The sequence below is a fragment of the Brasilonema bromeliae SPC951 genome, from assembly GCF_012912135.1.
In the GTDB taxonomy this organism is placed as follows: Bacteria; Cyanobacteriota; Cyanobacteriia; order Cyanobacteriales; family Nostocaceae; genus Brasilonema; species Brasilonema bromeliae.
Genome location: NZ_QMEB01000064.1, coordinates 10,691 through 25,154, shown reverse-complemented (window position 1 = coordinate 25,154; position 14,464 = coordinate 10,691). Strand labels below are relative to the sequence as shown.

Below are 14,464 nucleotides of genomic sequence, written 5' to 3'. Positions count from 1 at the left end.
TTGGTGCAATTGAGGCGGAGGTACAACAGCAGATTCGCAGTTTATCCATTACTCAGCTAGAGGAGTTAGCTGAGGCGCTGTTGGATTTCTTTAATCCCAGCGATTTAGTCAATTACCTCACAAATATTTCTTCACCTCAACTTAATCCGCGAGATTAACAGCGAGCATCGCAAATGTTCGCTCTTTATGCTCGCACTATTACTTTCACAGGCATTAGGATGTCCATTTTTGCCCAAGGGGAGTACTCAACCCTACAGGCACGAGAAAAAAGATCCCCGACTTCTCAGCAGAAGTGGAGGATCGTTTTTCAATTTCCGATGGGAATACTAAATAAGGTTCTTTGCTTCCTATAGTTGGTTAACCAAAATCCGAGTAAATTATTCCCCTACATCTGTCAACACTTGATTACTAATCCTGTGTTTGCCGGTACAGATGTGGGGGATTTTTTTGTCATAAATTGTTAAAAATTATTACAATATTTTGCCCAACTCTATTGGTAAGACGCTTAATTTAGCTTTTAAATTGAAATATTGCTTTTTTTTGCTCTTGCGTAAATAGCATGCCTTTAAACGATATGTATGTAGCAGCGTTCTTCACTGGGGATTTCATATGAGGCGCACCAACCACAATTTAGATGATTTAGCTTTAACGTTGCCTATAACTCAAGCAGCGTGCAGAACTGCCCAGCAGTTCGCCAATCAGCAACCGACTCCTGAAAAAGCCGAACAAGTTCGACTAAATACGCTTTGTGTATGGGTGGTGAATGAATATTTGGAAATGATGGATATTCCCACCCAGTTAACAAAAAGTGACAGTTGGAACTCTGTTCTGCGTTTATGTACTGATGTGGCGGACTTGGAGTTGCTGGGAATAGGGCGTCTAGAGTGTCGTCCCGTGCGTTTTGCACAAGAAATATGTTACATTCCCCCAGAAACTTGGGAAGAACGAGTGGGTTATGTCGTCGTCCAAATAGATGAATCGCTTCAGCAAGCAAAGTTACTAGGGTTTGTTCGTAATGTGGCAACTGAAGAATTACCTTTAAGTCAACTGCAACCCTTAGAAGATTTTATCGAATATCTCGCACAGCTGCGACAAACACCGATCAGGACATTGGTGAATTTGAGCCAGTGGTTGGTTGGAATCTTCGATGCTGGTTGGCAAACAGTAGAATCTTTGTGGAATCAGCCGGAAATTAGACCAGGTTATGCTTTTCGCAATGGTGATACGCTTGTGCAAAACGATACTAATAAAACACAAGCACTTACCAGACGGGCGAAGTTGATTGATTTAGGAATCCAAATTGCCAATCAACCCGTCATATTAATTGTCGAAATTCGACCGAAAACTGATCAACAAACTGGCATTCGTCTTCAGTTGCATCCTACTGGTAATCAAAATTATCTTATACCAGGAGTACAACTAACGGTGCTAGATGAGTCTGGAGCCGTTTTTTTGGAAACTCAAGCCAGAAGTGCAGATAATTACCTGCAATTACAATTTAGAGGTGAACCAGCAGAGCAATTTAGCGTTAAAGTATCATTGAATGATGCAAGTGTCACAGAGAACTTTGTCATTTAGTCAAGAGTCAAGAGTCAAAAGTCAAGACAAGGCAGTGCACCCTTGGTGAGTCAGCGCGCTGTTGAGTGTAACTGCCGTTGAAAACTCAAAAATGATTCTGCTTCCCAACTTCGTGTACTTTTGCTTCAATTATGGGCAAGCTAGTGGTTCTGAAATTTGCAGATGGTAGCTTTGAGCAGGGGTTTCCCGTAACGCTACAAATCGGTGAAGAAGGTGAACGTCCCTCAACTGAAATCACGGGTAAGTTACCTGCGGCAGGAGAAATGCCACTGTACTATAGTCACTGGCAGTCTAGTTATCTAAAGTTGGGTAATTGTTATCGTTTGTCTGCTGATAAAATGCAGGTGACAAATGTGTCCGTCACCCAAGACTGTGACAATATTGCTCATATTTTGCGATCGCGCTTCAACACGTGGCTACGAACAGAAGAATTTCGCCCCATCCGCGAGAAATGGCTAGAAAAATTATTGCCTACGGATGAAATACGGGTCATTTTACAAACTGAAGATACTCAGTTACAACGTTTACCTTGGCATTTGTGGGATTTACTAGAACGATATCCAAAAGCTGAATTTGCGCTAGCATCGCCTACATACGAAAAGATCTCTTCCCAGAAAACACTTAATAACAAAGTTCGTATTTTAGCTATTGTTGGCAATAGTCAGGGGATTGACACAGAGGTTGACCGTGCTTTACTGCAACAGCTAACAGATGCAGATGTCACGTTTTTGGTGGAACCTCAACGCAAAGAATTGACTGACTTTCTCTGGGGTAACAGCTGGGATATTCTTTTCTTTGCTGGACACAGTTCAAGTCATGGCAAAGATGGATCTGGGCGAATCTACCTGAATAAAACCGATAGTCTCACCATCAGCGAATTACGCTATGCCCTAAGAAAAACTGTGCAACATGGACTGCAACTGGCAATCTTCAACTCTTGCGATGGACTCGGACTGGCGCGAGAACTGGCTGATTTACAAATTCCGCAGATGATTGTTATGCGCGAACCGGTTCCAGACTTAGTCGCACAGGAATTTTTGAAGTATTTTCTACAAGGGTTTGCTGGAGGTGAGTCCTTTTATCAAGCAGTGCGGGAAGCACGGGAACGGTTGCAAGGTCTTGAGGACAAGTTTCCCTGCGCGACTTGGTTACCAATCATTTGTCAAAATCTCGCACAAATTCCTCCTACTTGGCCTGAGATTACGGGTAGGGTTGAGGTGGAAGTACCAGAACCATTAGAGCGATCGCCTCTTCCCCCACCGCCTCCACCCAGATTTGCTGTAGCGTTGTTGTCCTCAGTGGTGATCAGTGTCCTAGTTTGTGGACTGAGGTTTTTGGGGTTAGTGCAAATGAGTGAACTTCAAGCTTTTGACCAGATGATGCGTCTACGTTCCCTCATCTTCCACGAGGAAAGCGATCCACGCCTGCTGGTGGTAGCAATTGATGATGCAGATATTGATGCTCAACGGCAGAGGGGCGAGGATGTGATTGGAAAATCTCTCTCAGATATCTCTCTCAATAAACTTTTGGAGAAACTTCAGCAGTACGAACCCTATGCTATTGGCTTGGATATCTACCGAGATTTTAAAGCGCAATACCCAAATTTAACTTTTCGTCTCAAACAAACTGAAAATTTGATTGGGGTTTGCAAGCATAGTGATGCTGCAATACCTGTTAAGAGTACTGCGCCGCCACCGGAAATCCCAAAAGAACGCCTGGGATTTAGCGACTTTATTCATGATCCTGATGGCGTGGTACGGCGACATCTCCTGTTTATGGAACAGGAGGCTGTTTCTGCGTGTGCTGCTGATTATGCATTCAGTGCACAGCTAGCATTTCGTTATTTGCTTGCTGACAAGGGAATTCAACCAAAGTTCACCACACAAGGGGATTTGCAGCTTGGCAATACTGTTTTTCCTCGTTTGAACTCTCACAGTGGCGGATATCAAGGCATTGATGCTAATGGTGGTCAAATTTTGCTGAACTATCGTTCTTCCAAGAACATTGCTCAACAGGTGACGCTAACACAAGTTTTATCAAATCAGGTTCATCCAGATGCTATAAAAAACCGAATTGTCCTAATTGGTGTTGTATCTAAAGGAGAGCGTAGTGACTATTGGGGCACACCATATGAAAATCACTTTGATCAGCGAACGTCAGGATTGCTTGTACAAGCACACATGGTTAGCCAACTCCTCAGCGCTGTCCTCGATAAACGTCCTTTGTTGCAAGTTTGGTCATTGTGGGGTGAGGTGATCTGGATTTGTGGCGCTTCTGTGGTTGGAGGAGTTCTGGCTTGGCGGGTGCGTGTACTCCCCAGACTGACACTTTTCGTCTTTGTCTGTTCTGGAGTTCTCTACGTCGTCTGCTTTGGTCTACTCATCCAAGGATATTGGGTGCCGTTTGTACCTTCAGCGTTAGCACTTGTCGGAACAATGAGCATCGTTTTCTTTCAAAATTCGAGATTATTCATAGTCAAAACTCAACAGTTAAGTAGGCAGACATAATTAAATGTAATATGTCATTGCGAGGAACGAAGCAATCGCAATCAATGGGATTGCTTCGTCGTTCCTCCTCGCAATGACAGTCCATCTTATATTTATTTACACCCATCTACTTAACACTCAACAGTTAAAAGTGATTTATGAAAATGATTTTACAACCGATGAAACTGTTGTTGGCAGTTGTCGTCGGGTACCTAAGTTTGCTCCCCAGCACAACATCGGTGATCGCTCAATCTGCATCACAATCAAAACCCTTAACAACAACCTCTTCTCGTAAGCAGCCTCTGCGCCTGGTTCTACCTCCACTTCCGCCAGGACAGCCTCCTGGTGGTCGTCGCTATGGGGGAGCGAGTCGCGGTCAATGTCCAGTTGCTAAACCTGGACTCACGGCTTTAGTTCCTTTGATTGAGCAACCAACTTCGGTGATGAATGTTTGGGGACAAACCACAGCAGAACGCCCAACTTTCTGGTTCTACACACCTTATGTCAAAGATTCTGCTTACCCCGCTGATTTTGTGTTGCTTGATGCAGAATCAAATCCAGTCTACCGACAGGAGATTACCTTACCAAGTCAACCTGGAGTCATAAACGTTTCTTTACCTGCTACTGTTTCCCCACTGATTACAGGTAAACAGTACCGGTGGTTTTTGAATGTCTACTGCGAGCGCCAAAAGCAACAAAGCCCGGTTTATGTTGAAGGAGTCATACAACGAGTCAACTTGAATCAGGGAATTGTTCAGCAACTCCAGCAAGCACAGCCAAGACAGCAAGTTGCTATTTATGCGAGCAATGGAATATGGTATGAGGCATTAACAACAGTGGCACAATTGCGTCAAAAAAATCCCCAAGATCTGACTCTTGAGCAAGAGTGGCAGGATTTGCTTTCCATGATCGGCTTGGGTGATTTTGCCGCCAAACCGCTGATTTCCAGGTAATTTCAAAATTGAGCGCTCAAATGACAGACGCTATACAACATAGTGTTGCTTGCTTGTGGTAGTTCATCTATCATTTGATGGAGTTAAAATCCTACCTGAAAGGAAACTACTGCAAAAGCAAGCGTCAAACCTAATATAGGTGTAACTGTAATTGTCAACATGAAATTCCAAGTGTTCCTAGCCTCTTTATTTTCTAACGTCAAAGGACGCCATTGGTGGCTTGGTATCCTCATATGGATAGCTATGGTTGCCCCATCTCAAGCATCATCTGTCATCCTGCGTGTGGCAATTCAAAGGGACGTCAATCAGGTGAAAGTCGGTAGTTCTACCACTGCGGTGATCAAAGATAGTAGTGGTCGTACTGTGGGAGAATTGCCAGCAATGAGTCCTTACTCTGCTCAAGCTGTTCCTGGTGGAGTTGCTTTGGATAAGTGGCGCTCTAATCTGTTTTGGGTTGAGCCAACAGGTAAGGGATTTGTTTATATTGGCGATCGCTGGTATCGCGGCAGAACTCTTGTTGTTCCTTCACAAAAGGGTTTATCTGTTGTTAACTGGGTTGCTTTGGAGGAATATCTCTACAGCGTTATCGGTGGCGAAATGGACTCTAGGTGGCCCTTGGAAGCCCTGAAAGCTCAGGCGATCGCCGCCCGTACATATGCTCTTTACGAGCGTGAGAGACAGCGCAATAATCCCCTTTATGATTTGGGTGCTTCGCCAGACCGTTGGCAAATTTACAAAGGTGTCAGCAGTGAATCTCCTAGTACCTACGCTGCAGTCGATGCTACAGATGGGAAAGTACTGACTTACAGAAATAGGGTTATTCTCTCTGTCTTCCACGCATGTTCTGGCGGACACACTGAAAACTCGGAAGATGTTTGGGGAAGTGCTCAGCCATACCTGCGTGCTGTTCCAGATTTTGACCAAAATATCAGAGAATGTAACTGGAGCAGAACTTTTTCCCCAGCGGAAATTAGCGCCCAAATGCCAGAAATTGGAAATGTCAAGCAAATGATTCCTGAGAGTACATCACCTTTCGGAAGCGTGAAAGCTTTGAAAATAGTTGGTGACAAGGGTGAGAAAGTACTCAGGGGTGAAGATGTGCGTACAGCTCTTAGGCTAAAAAGCACCCGCTTTACCGTCAGCAACGGGAATGGAAGCTTTACACTCACAGGGCTTGGCTATGGTCATGCTTTAGGCATGAGTCAGTGGGGAGCTTATAATCTAGCATCGCGGGGATACAACCACCTGCAAATTTTGAATTACTATTACAAGGGTGTTGCTTTAGCACCTATTCAGGTTAAGAAGTAGACGAGGATGAGGGGGATAAGACAATTCAAAATTCAAAATTCTCATCTCCCTCATCTTTACCCTACTCCCCACTCCCTCGCTCCAATCGCTTTTGCCACTCAGCGTCAATTTTTTGAGAACGTTCAACCTCCTGTTCTAATAAGTCAGTTTCAGTAGAGTAGACCAAATCTTCATCACCAAGGACTTTTTCTGCTGCAAACTGCTGAGCATAAGCTATTTTCTGCTGTAACGCAGAGTCTGGGTCTGTTAGTTGTCTGGCGCGGGATAGGCGATCGCCGTTACGTTCAGCAATTTTGCTATTGCGCCACCCAATCCAAAAATACCGTATTAACGGAACAACTAAAAAACCTGTTCCGTAAGCCAGTAATAGCCAATAAATTCCATGTACAAAAGCAACGAGTCCACCTATTTGGGCAGCTACTGTACCATTTCTCAACAAACTTCCTAGCACTAATGCACCAACAAAATTTGCAACACCCAACCCTGCACTCAGCAGAATTTGTCCTGAACTCGCCGCACTAAAGCGCCAAGGAAATTCTTCCAAATAAGCTGACACAGACTGACGATATTTTTTGGCTGCACTCACCTGCAACTCTGGAAAGTCATAAACAATCTCTCCTTCGGGACTAACTTTGGGTTGTCCATTGAAGCGAGTGAGAACAGGTAGCATATAGTCTTCGTACTCTCTTGCAGAACCTTCTCCTATATCATCAAGATATGGTGCAATTTGTTCGGCTACAATAGCACCCCGGTTATGACGAATCACCGCAGCAATTTCTTGCCAACGGCGTTCTTCTAATTTGGTATTGGGGTTACCATCGCCAAACAAAAACGAAAATACGGCTTCAAAGAAATTGAGATCGCTTTTCTCGCGGCGTCTTTCCCTCTGACGGGCGTCATAATCTGGACTGAGATACCAGAATAAATCTGGAAAATAGAAGAAGCCACCACTAAAACCGCCACCTCTATTGTCGTTATCACGGTCTGAGTTCAGCGCTGAGATCATTAAAATAATGCTAATACTTATTAAGGCGATGGAAACAATCAAGAAAATTCCAAAAGATATCCGAATTAGGTAAAATAGAATCTTCCAAACTTTTTTCCACCACTCCTGTAATTGTAATTGCAAATACTTATTCCGTAATATTGACCGGAAGTCTTTTGGAAATAAATAAATAATGTCACCCGTATCACTCACTTGCATATGTCCGCCAGCATCAGACGCAAGAGCTAATAACCCTTGACTTGCCTGAGCGACATTTAATCCTGCCTGAGTTGCCACATCTCCAACAGTGACGCGGTAACCCAATTGTTCGACAGCTTGCATGATGGTGGGATTTGGAGCCATTGCTCTTCCCTCACAGCGAAAAATACTCTTACCTCTTCCAGTATAAAGTTTGATTTTTAAAAACTTGGAAATATCTTACCAGAGGCGATAAAGAAAAACCTTGACATCGCTCTTTGATTTTCCTCAATTAAGGGAAATTATCCCGATCCTGTTCAACAGTTATCAGTTATCAGTTATCAGTTACCAGTTACCAGTTACCAGTTATCAGTTACCAGTTCCTGTTCACTGCGTAGGTAGCTGCGTAGGTAGCTGTTCACTGATTTAACGAACAGTTATTCTTGCACAGTGGATCATTTAATGGTCTTGCAGCTTGATTTCGCGTTAAGATTATTACCCTGGCTTGGTTTACTTGCAAATTTTCTGCCGAATTATGGTTCAGTACACTCTTGCTCAAAGTCCAGAAATTATCCTCACCGTTGCTGGTAAAGATTCAGCCAAAGCCCGCGACAAAGCGATGGATCAGTTAATGAAACTGCTGGATGAAGGGAAATTACCAACGGAACTGGAAGATGGATTTGGTCCCAAACAACTCATTGAAGTCAAAGAAACACCAACAGATACTGCTGGCGATGAGGACGCTATTACACAGGCTGTCCAAATTTTGAGCAACCTAGCCACGCTTAAGTTGAAAGTGCAGGAGTCACGCACTGAAGCTATGGAAGTTCGTAAGGCAGTTGACGTTTTATTTTCAGATAATACTGTGACTGAGGAGGAAATTGCTCGCCTGAAGGAAGGTTTTAAAATTCTCAAAAATTATGCTCAAGCTAATCTGCGTTATCAAGAAGCAAGAGCAAAAGCAGAACAAGCTAGACAAGTTTTAGATGAGGCTTTGAAATCTCCGGAGAAATAGTTTGAGCTGTTGACTGAGGTGAATTAAAAACAAAGTTGCGTGCAATACAGTAGAGACCGTACTGTACGGTCTCTACATACGACATTGTGTATGTGATTCAAACGAAATCTGCTATAGTAACCCAGTTATAAATTTGACTTGCTACTAAACTCAGGGCTGACTCTTTTTTGTCTGCGTTTGAGCATTGCGGCTGCACCCAAAGCACCAAGCGATAATAGAGCTAATGCTGTGGAGGATTCAGGAACGGACTTAGCCCTAATCGCCGCCAGTGCTGTTTCTGCTACAAGCTTGTGAGCATTTGTAGTGGGATGAACCTCATCAAAGAACAAATAATCGTTTGGGTTATTACAGGTTTTCAACACTACGTTGTTCCTGATGTCATACACGACGCAAGAAGTGTTAACATCTTTGAACCCAAATTCTCCTGGATTGGCGATTACCCTATTAAATAGAGAGTTAATATCAACAGGGATGATATTGACACTAGGGTTGTTGTTATTTAATTGACCCAAAGCTGATGCCAATGCTGCATTGTGAGCATTAGTTAAAGTCGTTAAATTGCTAGTATTTCCAGTTCTCACTGCAAGCGGAGTCTTGCCTAAATCTGGCAAGTTAAATACCAAAATATTTTTTGCACCAGCTTGGGCAAGTGCTCCTACCGCATTTGATAAATTACTAACTGTTTGATTAGGATTAGGATTCTGACCGAACAAGTAATCATTTCCACCTCCCCACACAGCATAGAGTGCATTTGGATCTACCTTCTGGTTATTTCCCACAAAGGAGCCGACTTGCTTGAGCACTCCTGGTGCGCCTGGAAAGAAAGCATTGTCTTCACCAGAGAGAGAACCACCGAAGGCAAAGTTGATACCTTGGGTTGGAGTCTTAGTACTTGGATTAGCAAATAATGTAGGAGTCAATCCTATATCTTGTCCAAGATAGTCCACCCAAATCTTATTATTAGAAAACCGTCCTTGAAAATAGGGCGGATCTGGGGGAATGGGACCTGTAGGTGAGTTTTGCTGAGAAACAGTGAATACATTACCAGTATCAGAAAGGCTGTCACCGAATACGTTAAATTGACTAAAACCAGCAGCCGAAGCCTTGAGTGGCAAAGTTAAACCGAAGAGGACAAATCCTGCTGTCATCAGTTGTTTTTTCATACTTATTCAGTTCCTCGTATTTTTGATTACTTACTAAGCTTGATAAATAGCGAGCGCCCTAGCTTTGTTAAAAAGTTTCCCTGTATATGCTTGAAAAACAAATCCTGATAACTTTTGTTTGAGTAATTTTATGTACTAATGTACCAAGAGTTTAATCCAAAAGTTACCACATATGATAGTTATCAATGTTTATTTTTACCACTTTTTTATAATTTACAATAATTTGGTAAACAAACTGTGAATACTTCAAGTCACTTAACGAAACAAAACTAAAAACTATAGCAGTTGCCAGGTAGATTAGGACATGAACTAATGAGAAAACACGGACACTAAGAGACAATCACACGCCTGTTAAGAGTTAAGCGTTAAGAGTTTCCTGCTATAAAAAAGCTTTGTCTTTTGAATTCCGCTCATGCTATTAAAAAAATAGGGGCTATTTCTGAATCACCCCTACTGTGTGGAAATGTTAAGATATTGATTAATTTGTCGCTGCTTGTGTTGGTGAACCAGGAATTGTCACATCTATTAACGTTACTTGTGTTGCTAATTGTGTTAGTGGTGGTTTAATAGCGCTTTGATTCCCGACTATCAAAGTCACCAAATTGTCTGGTTTGAGATATTTTCTCGCAACTCGCTGTACATCAGCCGCTGTGGTTGCGGCTACTGCTTTTTGATAGCGAAAGAGAAAATCAGACGGATAACCATAATATTCGTACCGCATGAGGCGTGATAAAGTTTGCCCAGGATCTTCAAAATTGAAAACAAACGAGTTGAGGGTAGAGTCTTTCGCAAAAGCTAACTCCTGTGGCATGACGCTTTGAGTTTGTAGGCGCTTGATTTCTTGCTGTAGTGCCCTGACGAATTGCACTGTCGCATTCGAGCGTGTTTGTCCACCGGCAACAAACATTCCAGGGTAGTCGTATCGGGGACTCCAAGCACCGGAAACTGAGTAAGCTAAACCTTGACGCGATCGCACTTCATTAAACAAGCGTCCACCAAAGCCATTTAACACTCCATTCAACACATCCAGCGCTGGATAATCAGGACTATTAAACTGTCCTCCCAAATGTCCAATGAGAATATTGCTTTGAGTCAGTTGTGGCTGATTGACAAAAAACACACCACCTCGTTTATTTTGCGACACTTTCGGTAACTGAGGTTTAACCAAATTGGGATTGGGTTTCCAGTCAGCAAATTGAGCTTGAATAAGCGATCGCATTTTCTTAGAGTCAAAATCCCCCACAATTCCCAAAATCATATTATTGGGATAAAAAGACTGCTGCTTAAACTTGATTAAATCCGCACGAGAAATATTATTCAGCGTTGCATACTCCTGAGTACGGGCATAAGGACTTTCTTTGCCATAAATTAGTTTCTGAAATTCCCGACTTGCAATATCATCTGGATCGTCATTGCGACGAGCGATAGAACCCCGCAACTGTGTTTTCGCCAAATCCAACTTTTCCTGCGCGAAAACTGGCTCGCGGAGAACTTCACCAAACAACCCAAAAACCGTTTCCAAATCTTCACTGAGTGACTGAAAACTAGCATTAGCAGCAGTTTCACCAATGCCAGTTTCAACCATTGCCGCGCGTTGCTCCAAGATCTGATTGAGTTGATCCGGTGTATGCTTGGTTGTTCCTCCAGAACGCATCACAACACCCGTCAACTGAGCCAAACCAACCTTCTGTGCGGGTTCAAAGCGATCGCCCGTACGTACTATAGCCGAACCACTCACCAATGGTAGCTCATGATCCTCCATCAAATACACAACCATGCCATTGTTCATCACATACCGCTCATACTTCGGTATCTTCACCTGAGGTAGTGGTGGAAGCTGCAACTCTGTGTAATGCTTTGCCGCCGTCGCCGCCCAAGATGTGTTGTATACTCCAAAACACAACAACGGAACTAACACAAAACAAACTAGCAACAAATAAAGACTTCTCACCCTTACGGGTTCGCCAGATGCTTTATGCCGGGGAACCCTTTCGGCAGTTCCTCCTTGGGGAAACCACCAAGACCGGACTGCCTCACCACCGCACTGGCTCACCTTTCTCTTATTCCTTCTGCCCCTAAATCTGTTCATATCTCTTCCTTCGTGCCCTTTGCTACGCCAGTCGCCTACGGAGGGAAACCCTCCTGCAGCGCTGGCTCGTCTTAGCGGTTCATTCCTCTTATCCGTCAATCAACTTTGCTTCGACAACAATTTACCAACTGTACGATTTTCCGTTGTAAACGTCGCTGTCGCCACCCGTTGAATATCAGCAGGTGTCACAGCTACAATTTGATCCAACTCCTTAAACAAATTCCGCCAAGAGCCAGTTTTCACTTCATACTCCAACAACTGCTGTGCCATTCCCATATTGGAATCAAGTATGCGTAACAAACTCGCCCGCGCTTGTGTTTTTACGCGCTCCAAATCAGTATCAGACACTGGCTCTGTCTTCAACCTCTCAATTTCCTGACGCAGAGCCACAGCCACCTCATCAACCGTGTGACCCGGAGCTGTGAGAGCATAGAACAACATCAAATTTGGATACTTATCTCCTGGGAATCCACTAAAACCCTGTGCTGTGAGCGCTAACTGCTGTTTTTCCACCAAAGACTTATACAGTCGCGACGTACGCCCACTACTGAGCAAGCTACCAATAATTTCATAAACCGCGTGATCTGGATGAGTCATTGCGGGACGATGGTAACCTTCCAGATACCAGGGTTGAGAGCGTAGTTCAACACTCACTTCTCGCGTTTGTGTTTGTTTTGGTTCTACAGAGATTTGAGCAACTGCTTTTTCTTTTGCCTTATAACCCCCAAAGTAAATTTGTGCTAGTCTTTTAACCTCAGCGGGCTTGACATCACCAACAACAGCAATAGTCAAATTACTGGGGACATAGTACGCATTGAAAAACTTCTGCACATCTTCCCGTGTTAAGTTACGGATATCTTGGTCGTAACCAATCACTGGACGCTTGTAGGGATGGACTTTGAAAGATGTATCAATCAACTTTTCCATCATGATTCCGATGGGAGAGTTTTCCACCCGCATACGTCGCTCTTCTAAAATGACATCTTTTTCCTTGTAAAACTCCCGAAACACAGGATCCAGAAATCTTTCTGATTCCAACGACATCCACAGTTCCAACTTATTAGAAGGAAAACTATAAAAATAACGAGTCGCTTCCGTAGAGGTATTGGCATTTAAACCCACGCCTCCCGCCTGTTCCACAATTCGTCCTAGTTCGTTTTGCTTGGCGAGTTTAGCCGCTTGTGCTTCTATTTTCTTGAACTGGGTTTCTAATTTAGCAACTTCATCTTTTTTATTAGCCGCTTTTGCTGCTATAATTTCCTCTGCCAATTGATCCAAACGATTAAGTAGTGGTTTTTCTGCTTGGTAATTAGAAGTACCTATGCGCGTTGTACCTTTAAAAGCCAAATGCTCCAGAAAGTGGGCTACACCAGTCTTTCCATCTGGTTCATCCACACCACCAACATCAGCATAAGTCAGAAAAGAAACTATCGGCGCTTGATGTCTTTCCAAGACAATGAACTTCATACCATTGTCGAGGCGGAACTCACTCAACTGCTTCATCACCCGATTCAAATAAGGTTGAATCGAATTTTCAGCAGGCGCTGGAGTCTGAGTCTTTGCCAAAGCGATTCCCGGTAGTAATTCCCACCAAAGAAGGACTGCTATAACAAAAGATACGAAAAGTTGACTTGCTTTGTTTTTAACTTTTCTTTGGTATAAGTAACTGCGCTTGTTCATACACGAAAATAAAAGTAAAGTTTTCTTGACAATAGAAACAGTGTAGTCAGTCAAGAGGGTTTTAGTCTTGTATTAAGTTTTCTGTCGTTCTTGCATTAAACCTTAGACAATAATGCGAGACATCCTGTTCCAGATATCTCACAAGCTTTTGATTCTGCGAATTTTTAATTTTCCTCTATTCTTAGAAACACAAACACGTATCCGGATTCCAGATGCGGCAAGACGGCTCTTTGTCATGATATTCAGAAATTGTCAGCAAAATATCCTGATATAAAATGTTATTTACAAAAATTCTGGATATCACCAAGGGCTGAATCACTCAGATGTACCGCACCTGATTTTGCAGCTCGTCTGCTGTCACTTGATTTAATATGACTAATAGTCGTTGTGCAATGTCTTGAGGGGAGCGACGAACAGCAAGAATTACACCACAATGCATTTGAACGGATACGAAATAAGCCTGTATGAGTGCTTCAAAGTCAGTTCGATTATGGGTAACTAACGCTCTTCCTTGACTGATAGCATAAGCAAGTTGCTGTGAATCACTTGCATGAAGTTGTCCTGCATCTCGTGTAGTCACAACATCAAAACCCCTTGCTTTTAATAAGTCTGCCACCAATATATTGACATCTTCATCCAAATATAAGCGGATGAACAAACTACTCATAGGTCTTTAACTAACGGATCTATTAGATTGTCAGGGATTCGATTGTGTTCAATATAATCGTTAATCTCATCTTGGTGATCACTGTAGTAACTCAAAGCATTGAATACTTGTGCCAACGTTAAGTGAGGCATACCTTTCGGAATTTCTTCAGGAGCAATACCCATTCGCCAAATTTCAACAATTGCCCGAACAGGTGTACGAGTTCCCTTGATAATTGGTTCTCCACTTAGAATATGATTGTCTCTAACTATATAAAGATGTTCTGTTGCTTGAACCATTGCTGCTTTTTATCTAGAGAAAACCGTCAGGATTAATTGTAACGATTTTGTTGATGAGTCGCAT

12 protein-coding genes are annotated in these 14,464 nt (G+C 43.0%); 6 read left to right on the top strand and 6 right to left on the bottom strand.

The genetic code is table 11. From position 1 onward, the window contains the following. Positions 1-8 precede the first annotated feature (8 nt). From DP116_RS29950 to DP116_RS10620, 5 genes are all read left to right on the top strand, one after another. Positions 9-158, top strand: a complete 150-nt coding sequence (locus DP116_RS29950; RefSeq protein ID WP_339381425.1) for a DUF4351 domain-containing protein — start codon at positions 9-11, stop codon at positions 156-158. Positions 159-609: 451 nt separating this feature from the next. Continuing rightward, on the top strand, positions 610-1,578 hold the full coding sequence (locus DP116_RS10635) for a DUF1822 family protein (RefSeq protein WP_169155161.1): 969 nt from the start codon (positions 610-612) through the stop codon (positions 1,576-1,578). Positions 1,579-1,709: 131 nt separating this feature from the next. After that, the gene (locus DP116_RS10630) at positions 1,710-4,085 is read left to right on the top strand and encodes a CHASE2 domain-containing protein (protein WP_169155160.1); all 2,376 of its coding nucleotides are present in this window, start codon (positions 1,710-1,712) and stop codon (positions 4,083-4,085) included. A gap of 137 nt (positions 4,086-4,222) precedes the next feature. Beyond that, entirely contained in the window at positions 4,223-5,017 is a 795-nt protein-coding gene (locus DP116_RS10625) for a DUF928 domain-containing protein (RefSeq protein WP_169155159.1), read from the top strand. Positions 5,018-5,176: 159 nt separating this feature from the next. Beyond that, positions 5,177-6,325 carry a SpoIID/LytB domain-containing protein gene (locus DP116_RS10620; protein ID WP_169155158.1) on the top strand — a complete coding sequence of 383 codons (1,149 nt, stop codon included), beginning with the start codon at positions 5,177-5,179 and terminating at the stop codon, positions 6,323-6,325. A gap of 61 nt (positions 6,326-6,386) precedes the next feature. Here the strand turns inward: DP116_RS10620 and DP116_RS10615 are convergent, their stop codons facing one another. Next, positions 6,387-7,673, bottom strand: coding sequence for a hypothetical protein (locus DP116_RS10615; RefSeq protein WP_169155157.1), 1,287 nt, complete (start codon positions 7,671-7,673; stop codon positions 6,387-6,389). Positions 7,674-8,043: 370 nt separating this feature from the next. Between DP116_RS10615 and DP116_RS10610 the strand changes: the two genes are divergently transcribed. Then, positions 8,044-8,523 carry a hypothetical protein gene (locus tag DP116_RS10610; protein ID WP_169155156.1) on the top strand — a complete coding sequence of 160 codons (480 nt, stop codon included), beginning with the start codon at positions 8,044-8,046 and terminating at the stop codon, positions 8,521-8,523. A 125-nt stretch (positions 8,524-8,648) separates the two neighbouring features. On the opposite strand, the gene DP116_RS10605 is transcribed toward DP116_RS10610, so the two are convergent. From DP116_RS10605 to DP116_RS10585, 5 genes are all read right to left on the bottom strand, one after another. Continuing rightward, positions 8,649-9,686 (bottom strand): SGNH/GDSL hydrolase family protein, encoded by a 1,038-nt coding sequence (locus tag DP116_RS10605; protein ID WP_169155155.1) that lies wholly within the window; start codon positions 9,684-9,686, stop codon positions 8,649-8,651. Positions 9,687-10,164: 478 nt separating this feature from the next. Continuing rightward, positions 10,165-11,775, bottom strand: a complete 1,611-nt coding sequence (locus DP116_RS10600; RefSeq protein WP_169155154.1) for a M16 family metallopeptidase — start codon at positions 11,773-11,775, stop codon at positions 10,165-10,167. Positions 11,776-11,874: 99 nt separating this feature from the next. Next, positions 11,875-13,455: a M16 family metallopeptidase gene (locus tag DP116_RS10595; RefSeq protein ID WP_169155153.1), complete on the bottom strand. Its 1,581-nt coding sequence runs from the start codon at positions 13,453-13,455 to the stop codon at positions 11,875-11,877. 319 nt (positions 13,456-13,774) lie between these two features. Further along, complete coding sequence (locus DP116_RS10590) at positions 13,775-14,122, bottom strand: DUF5615 family PIN-like protein (protein ID WP_169155152.1); 348 nt, start codon at positions 14,120-14,122, stop codon at positions 13,775-13,777. Then, positions 14,119-14,400: a DUF433 domain-containing protein gene (locus tag DP116_RS10585; protein WP_169155151.1), complete on the bottom strand. Its 282-nt coding sequence runs from the start codon at positions 14,398-14,400 to the stop codon at positions 14,119-14,121. Before DP116_RS10585 ends, DP116_RS10590 begins: the two co-directional genes overlap by 4 nt. Positions 14,401-14,464 lie beyond the last annotated feature (64 nt).

What these genes read in the sequence shown, in the direction of transcription:
- DP116_RS10635 (WP_169155161.1), top strand. Translation starts at nt 610, where the DNA reads ATGAGGCGCACCAACCACAATTTAGATGATTTAGCTTTAACGTTGCCT.
- DP116_RS10625 (WP_169155159.1), top strand. Translation starts at nt 4,223, where the DNA reads ATGAAAATGATTTTACAACCGATGAAACTGTTGTTGGCAGTTGTCGTC.
- DP116_RS10600 (WP_169155154.1), bottom strand. Translation starts at nt 11,775, where the DNA reads ATGAACAGATTTAGGGGCAGAAGGAATAAGAGAAAGGTGAGCCAGTGC.
- DP116_RS10610 (WP_169155156.1), top strand. Translation starts at nt 8,044, where the DNA reads ATGGTTCAGTACACTCTTGCTCAAAGTCCAGAAATTATCCTCACCGTT.
- DP116_RS10590 (WP_169155152.1), bottom strand. Translation starts at nt 14,122, where the DNA reads ATGAGTAGTTTGTTCATCCGCTTATATTTGGATGAAGATGTCAATATA.
- DP116_RS10595 (WP_169155153.1), bottom strand. Translation starts at nt 13,455, where the DNA reads ATGAACAAGCGCAGTTACTTATACCAAAGAAAAGTTAAAAACAAAGCA.
- DP116_RS10605 (WP_169155155.1), bottom strand. Translation starts at nt 9,686, where the DNA reads ATGAAAAAACAACTGATGACAGCAGGATTTGTCCTCTTCGGTTTAACT.
- DP116_RS10620 (WP_169155158.1), top strand. Translation starts at nt 5,177, where the DNA reads ATGAAATTCCAAGTGTTCCTAGCCTCTTTATTTTCTAACGTCAAAGGA.
- DP116_RS10615 (WP_169155157.1), bottom strand. Translation starts at nt 7,673, where the DNA reads ATGGCTCCAAATCCCACCATCATGCAAGCTGTCGAACAATTGGGTTAC.
- DP116_RS10585 (WP_169155151.1), bottom strand. Translation starts at nt 14,400, where the DNA reads ATGGTTCAAGCAACAGAACATCTTTATATAGTTAGAGACAATCATATT.
- DP116_RS10630 (WP_169155160.1), top strand. Translation starts at nt 1,710, where the DNA reads ATGGGCAAGCTAGTGGTTCTGAAATTTGCAGATGGTAGCTTTGAGCAG.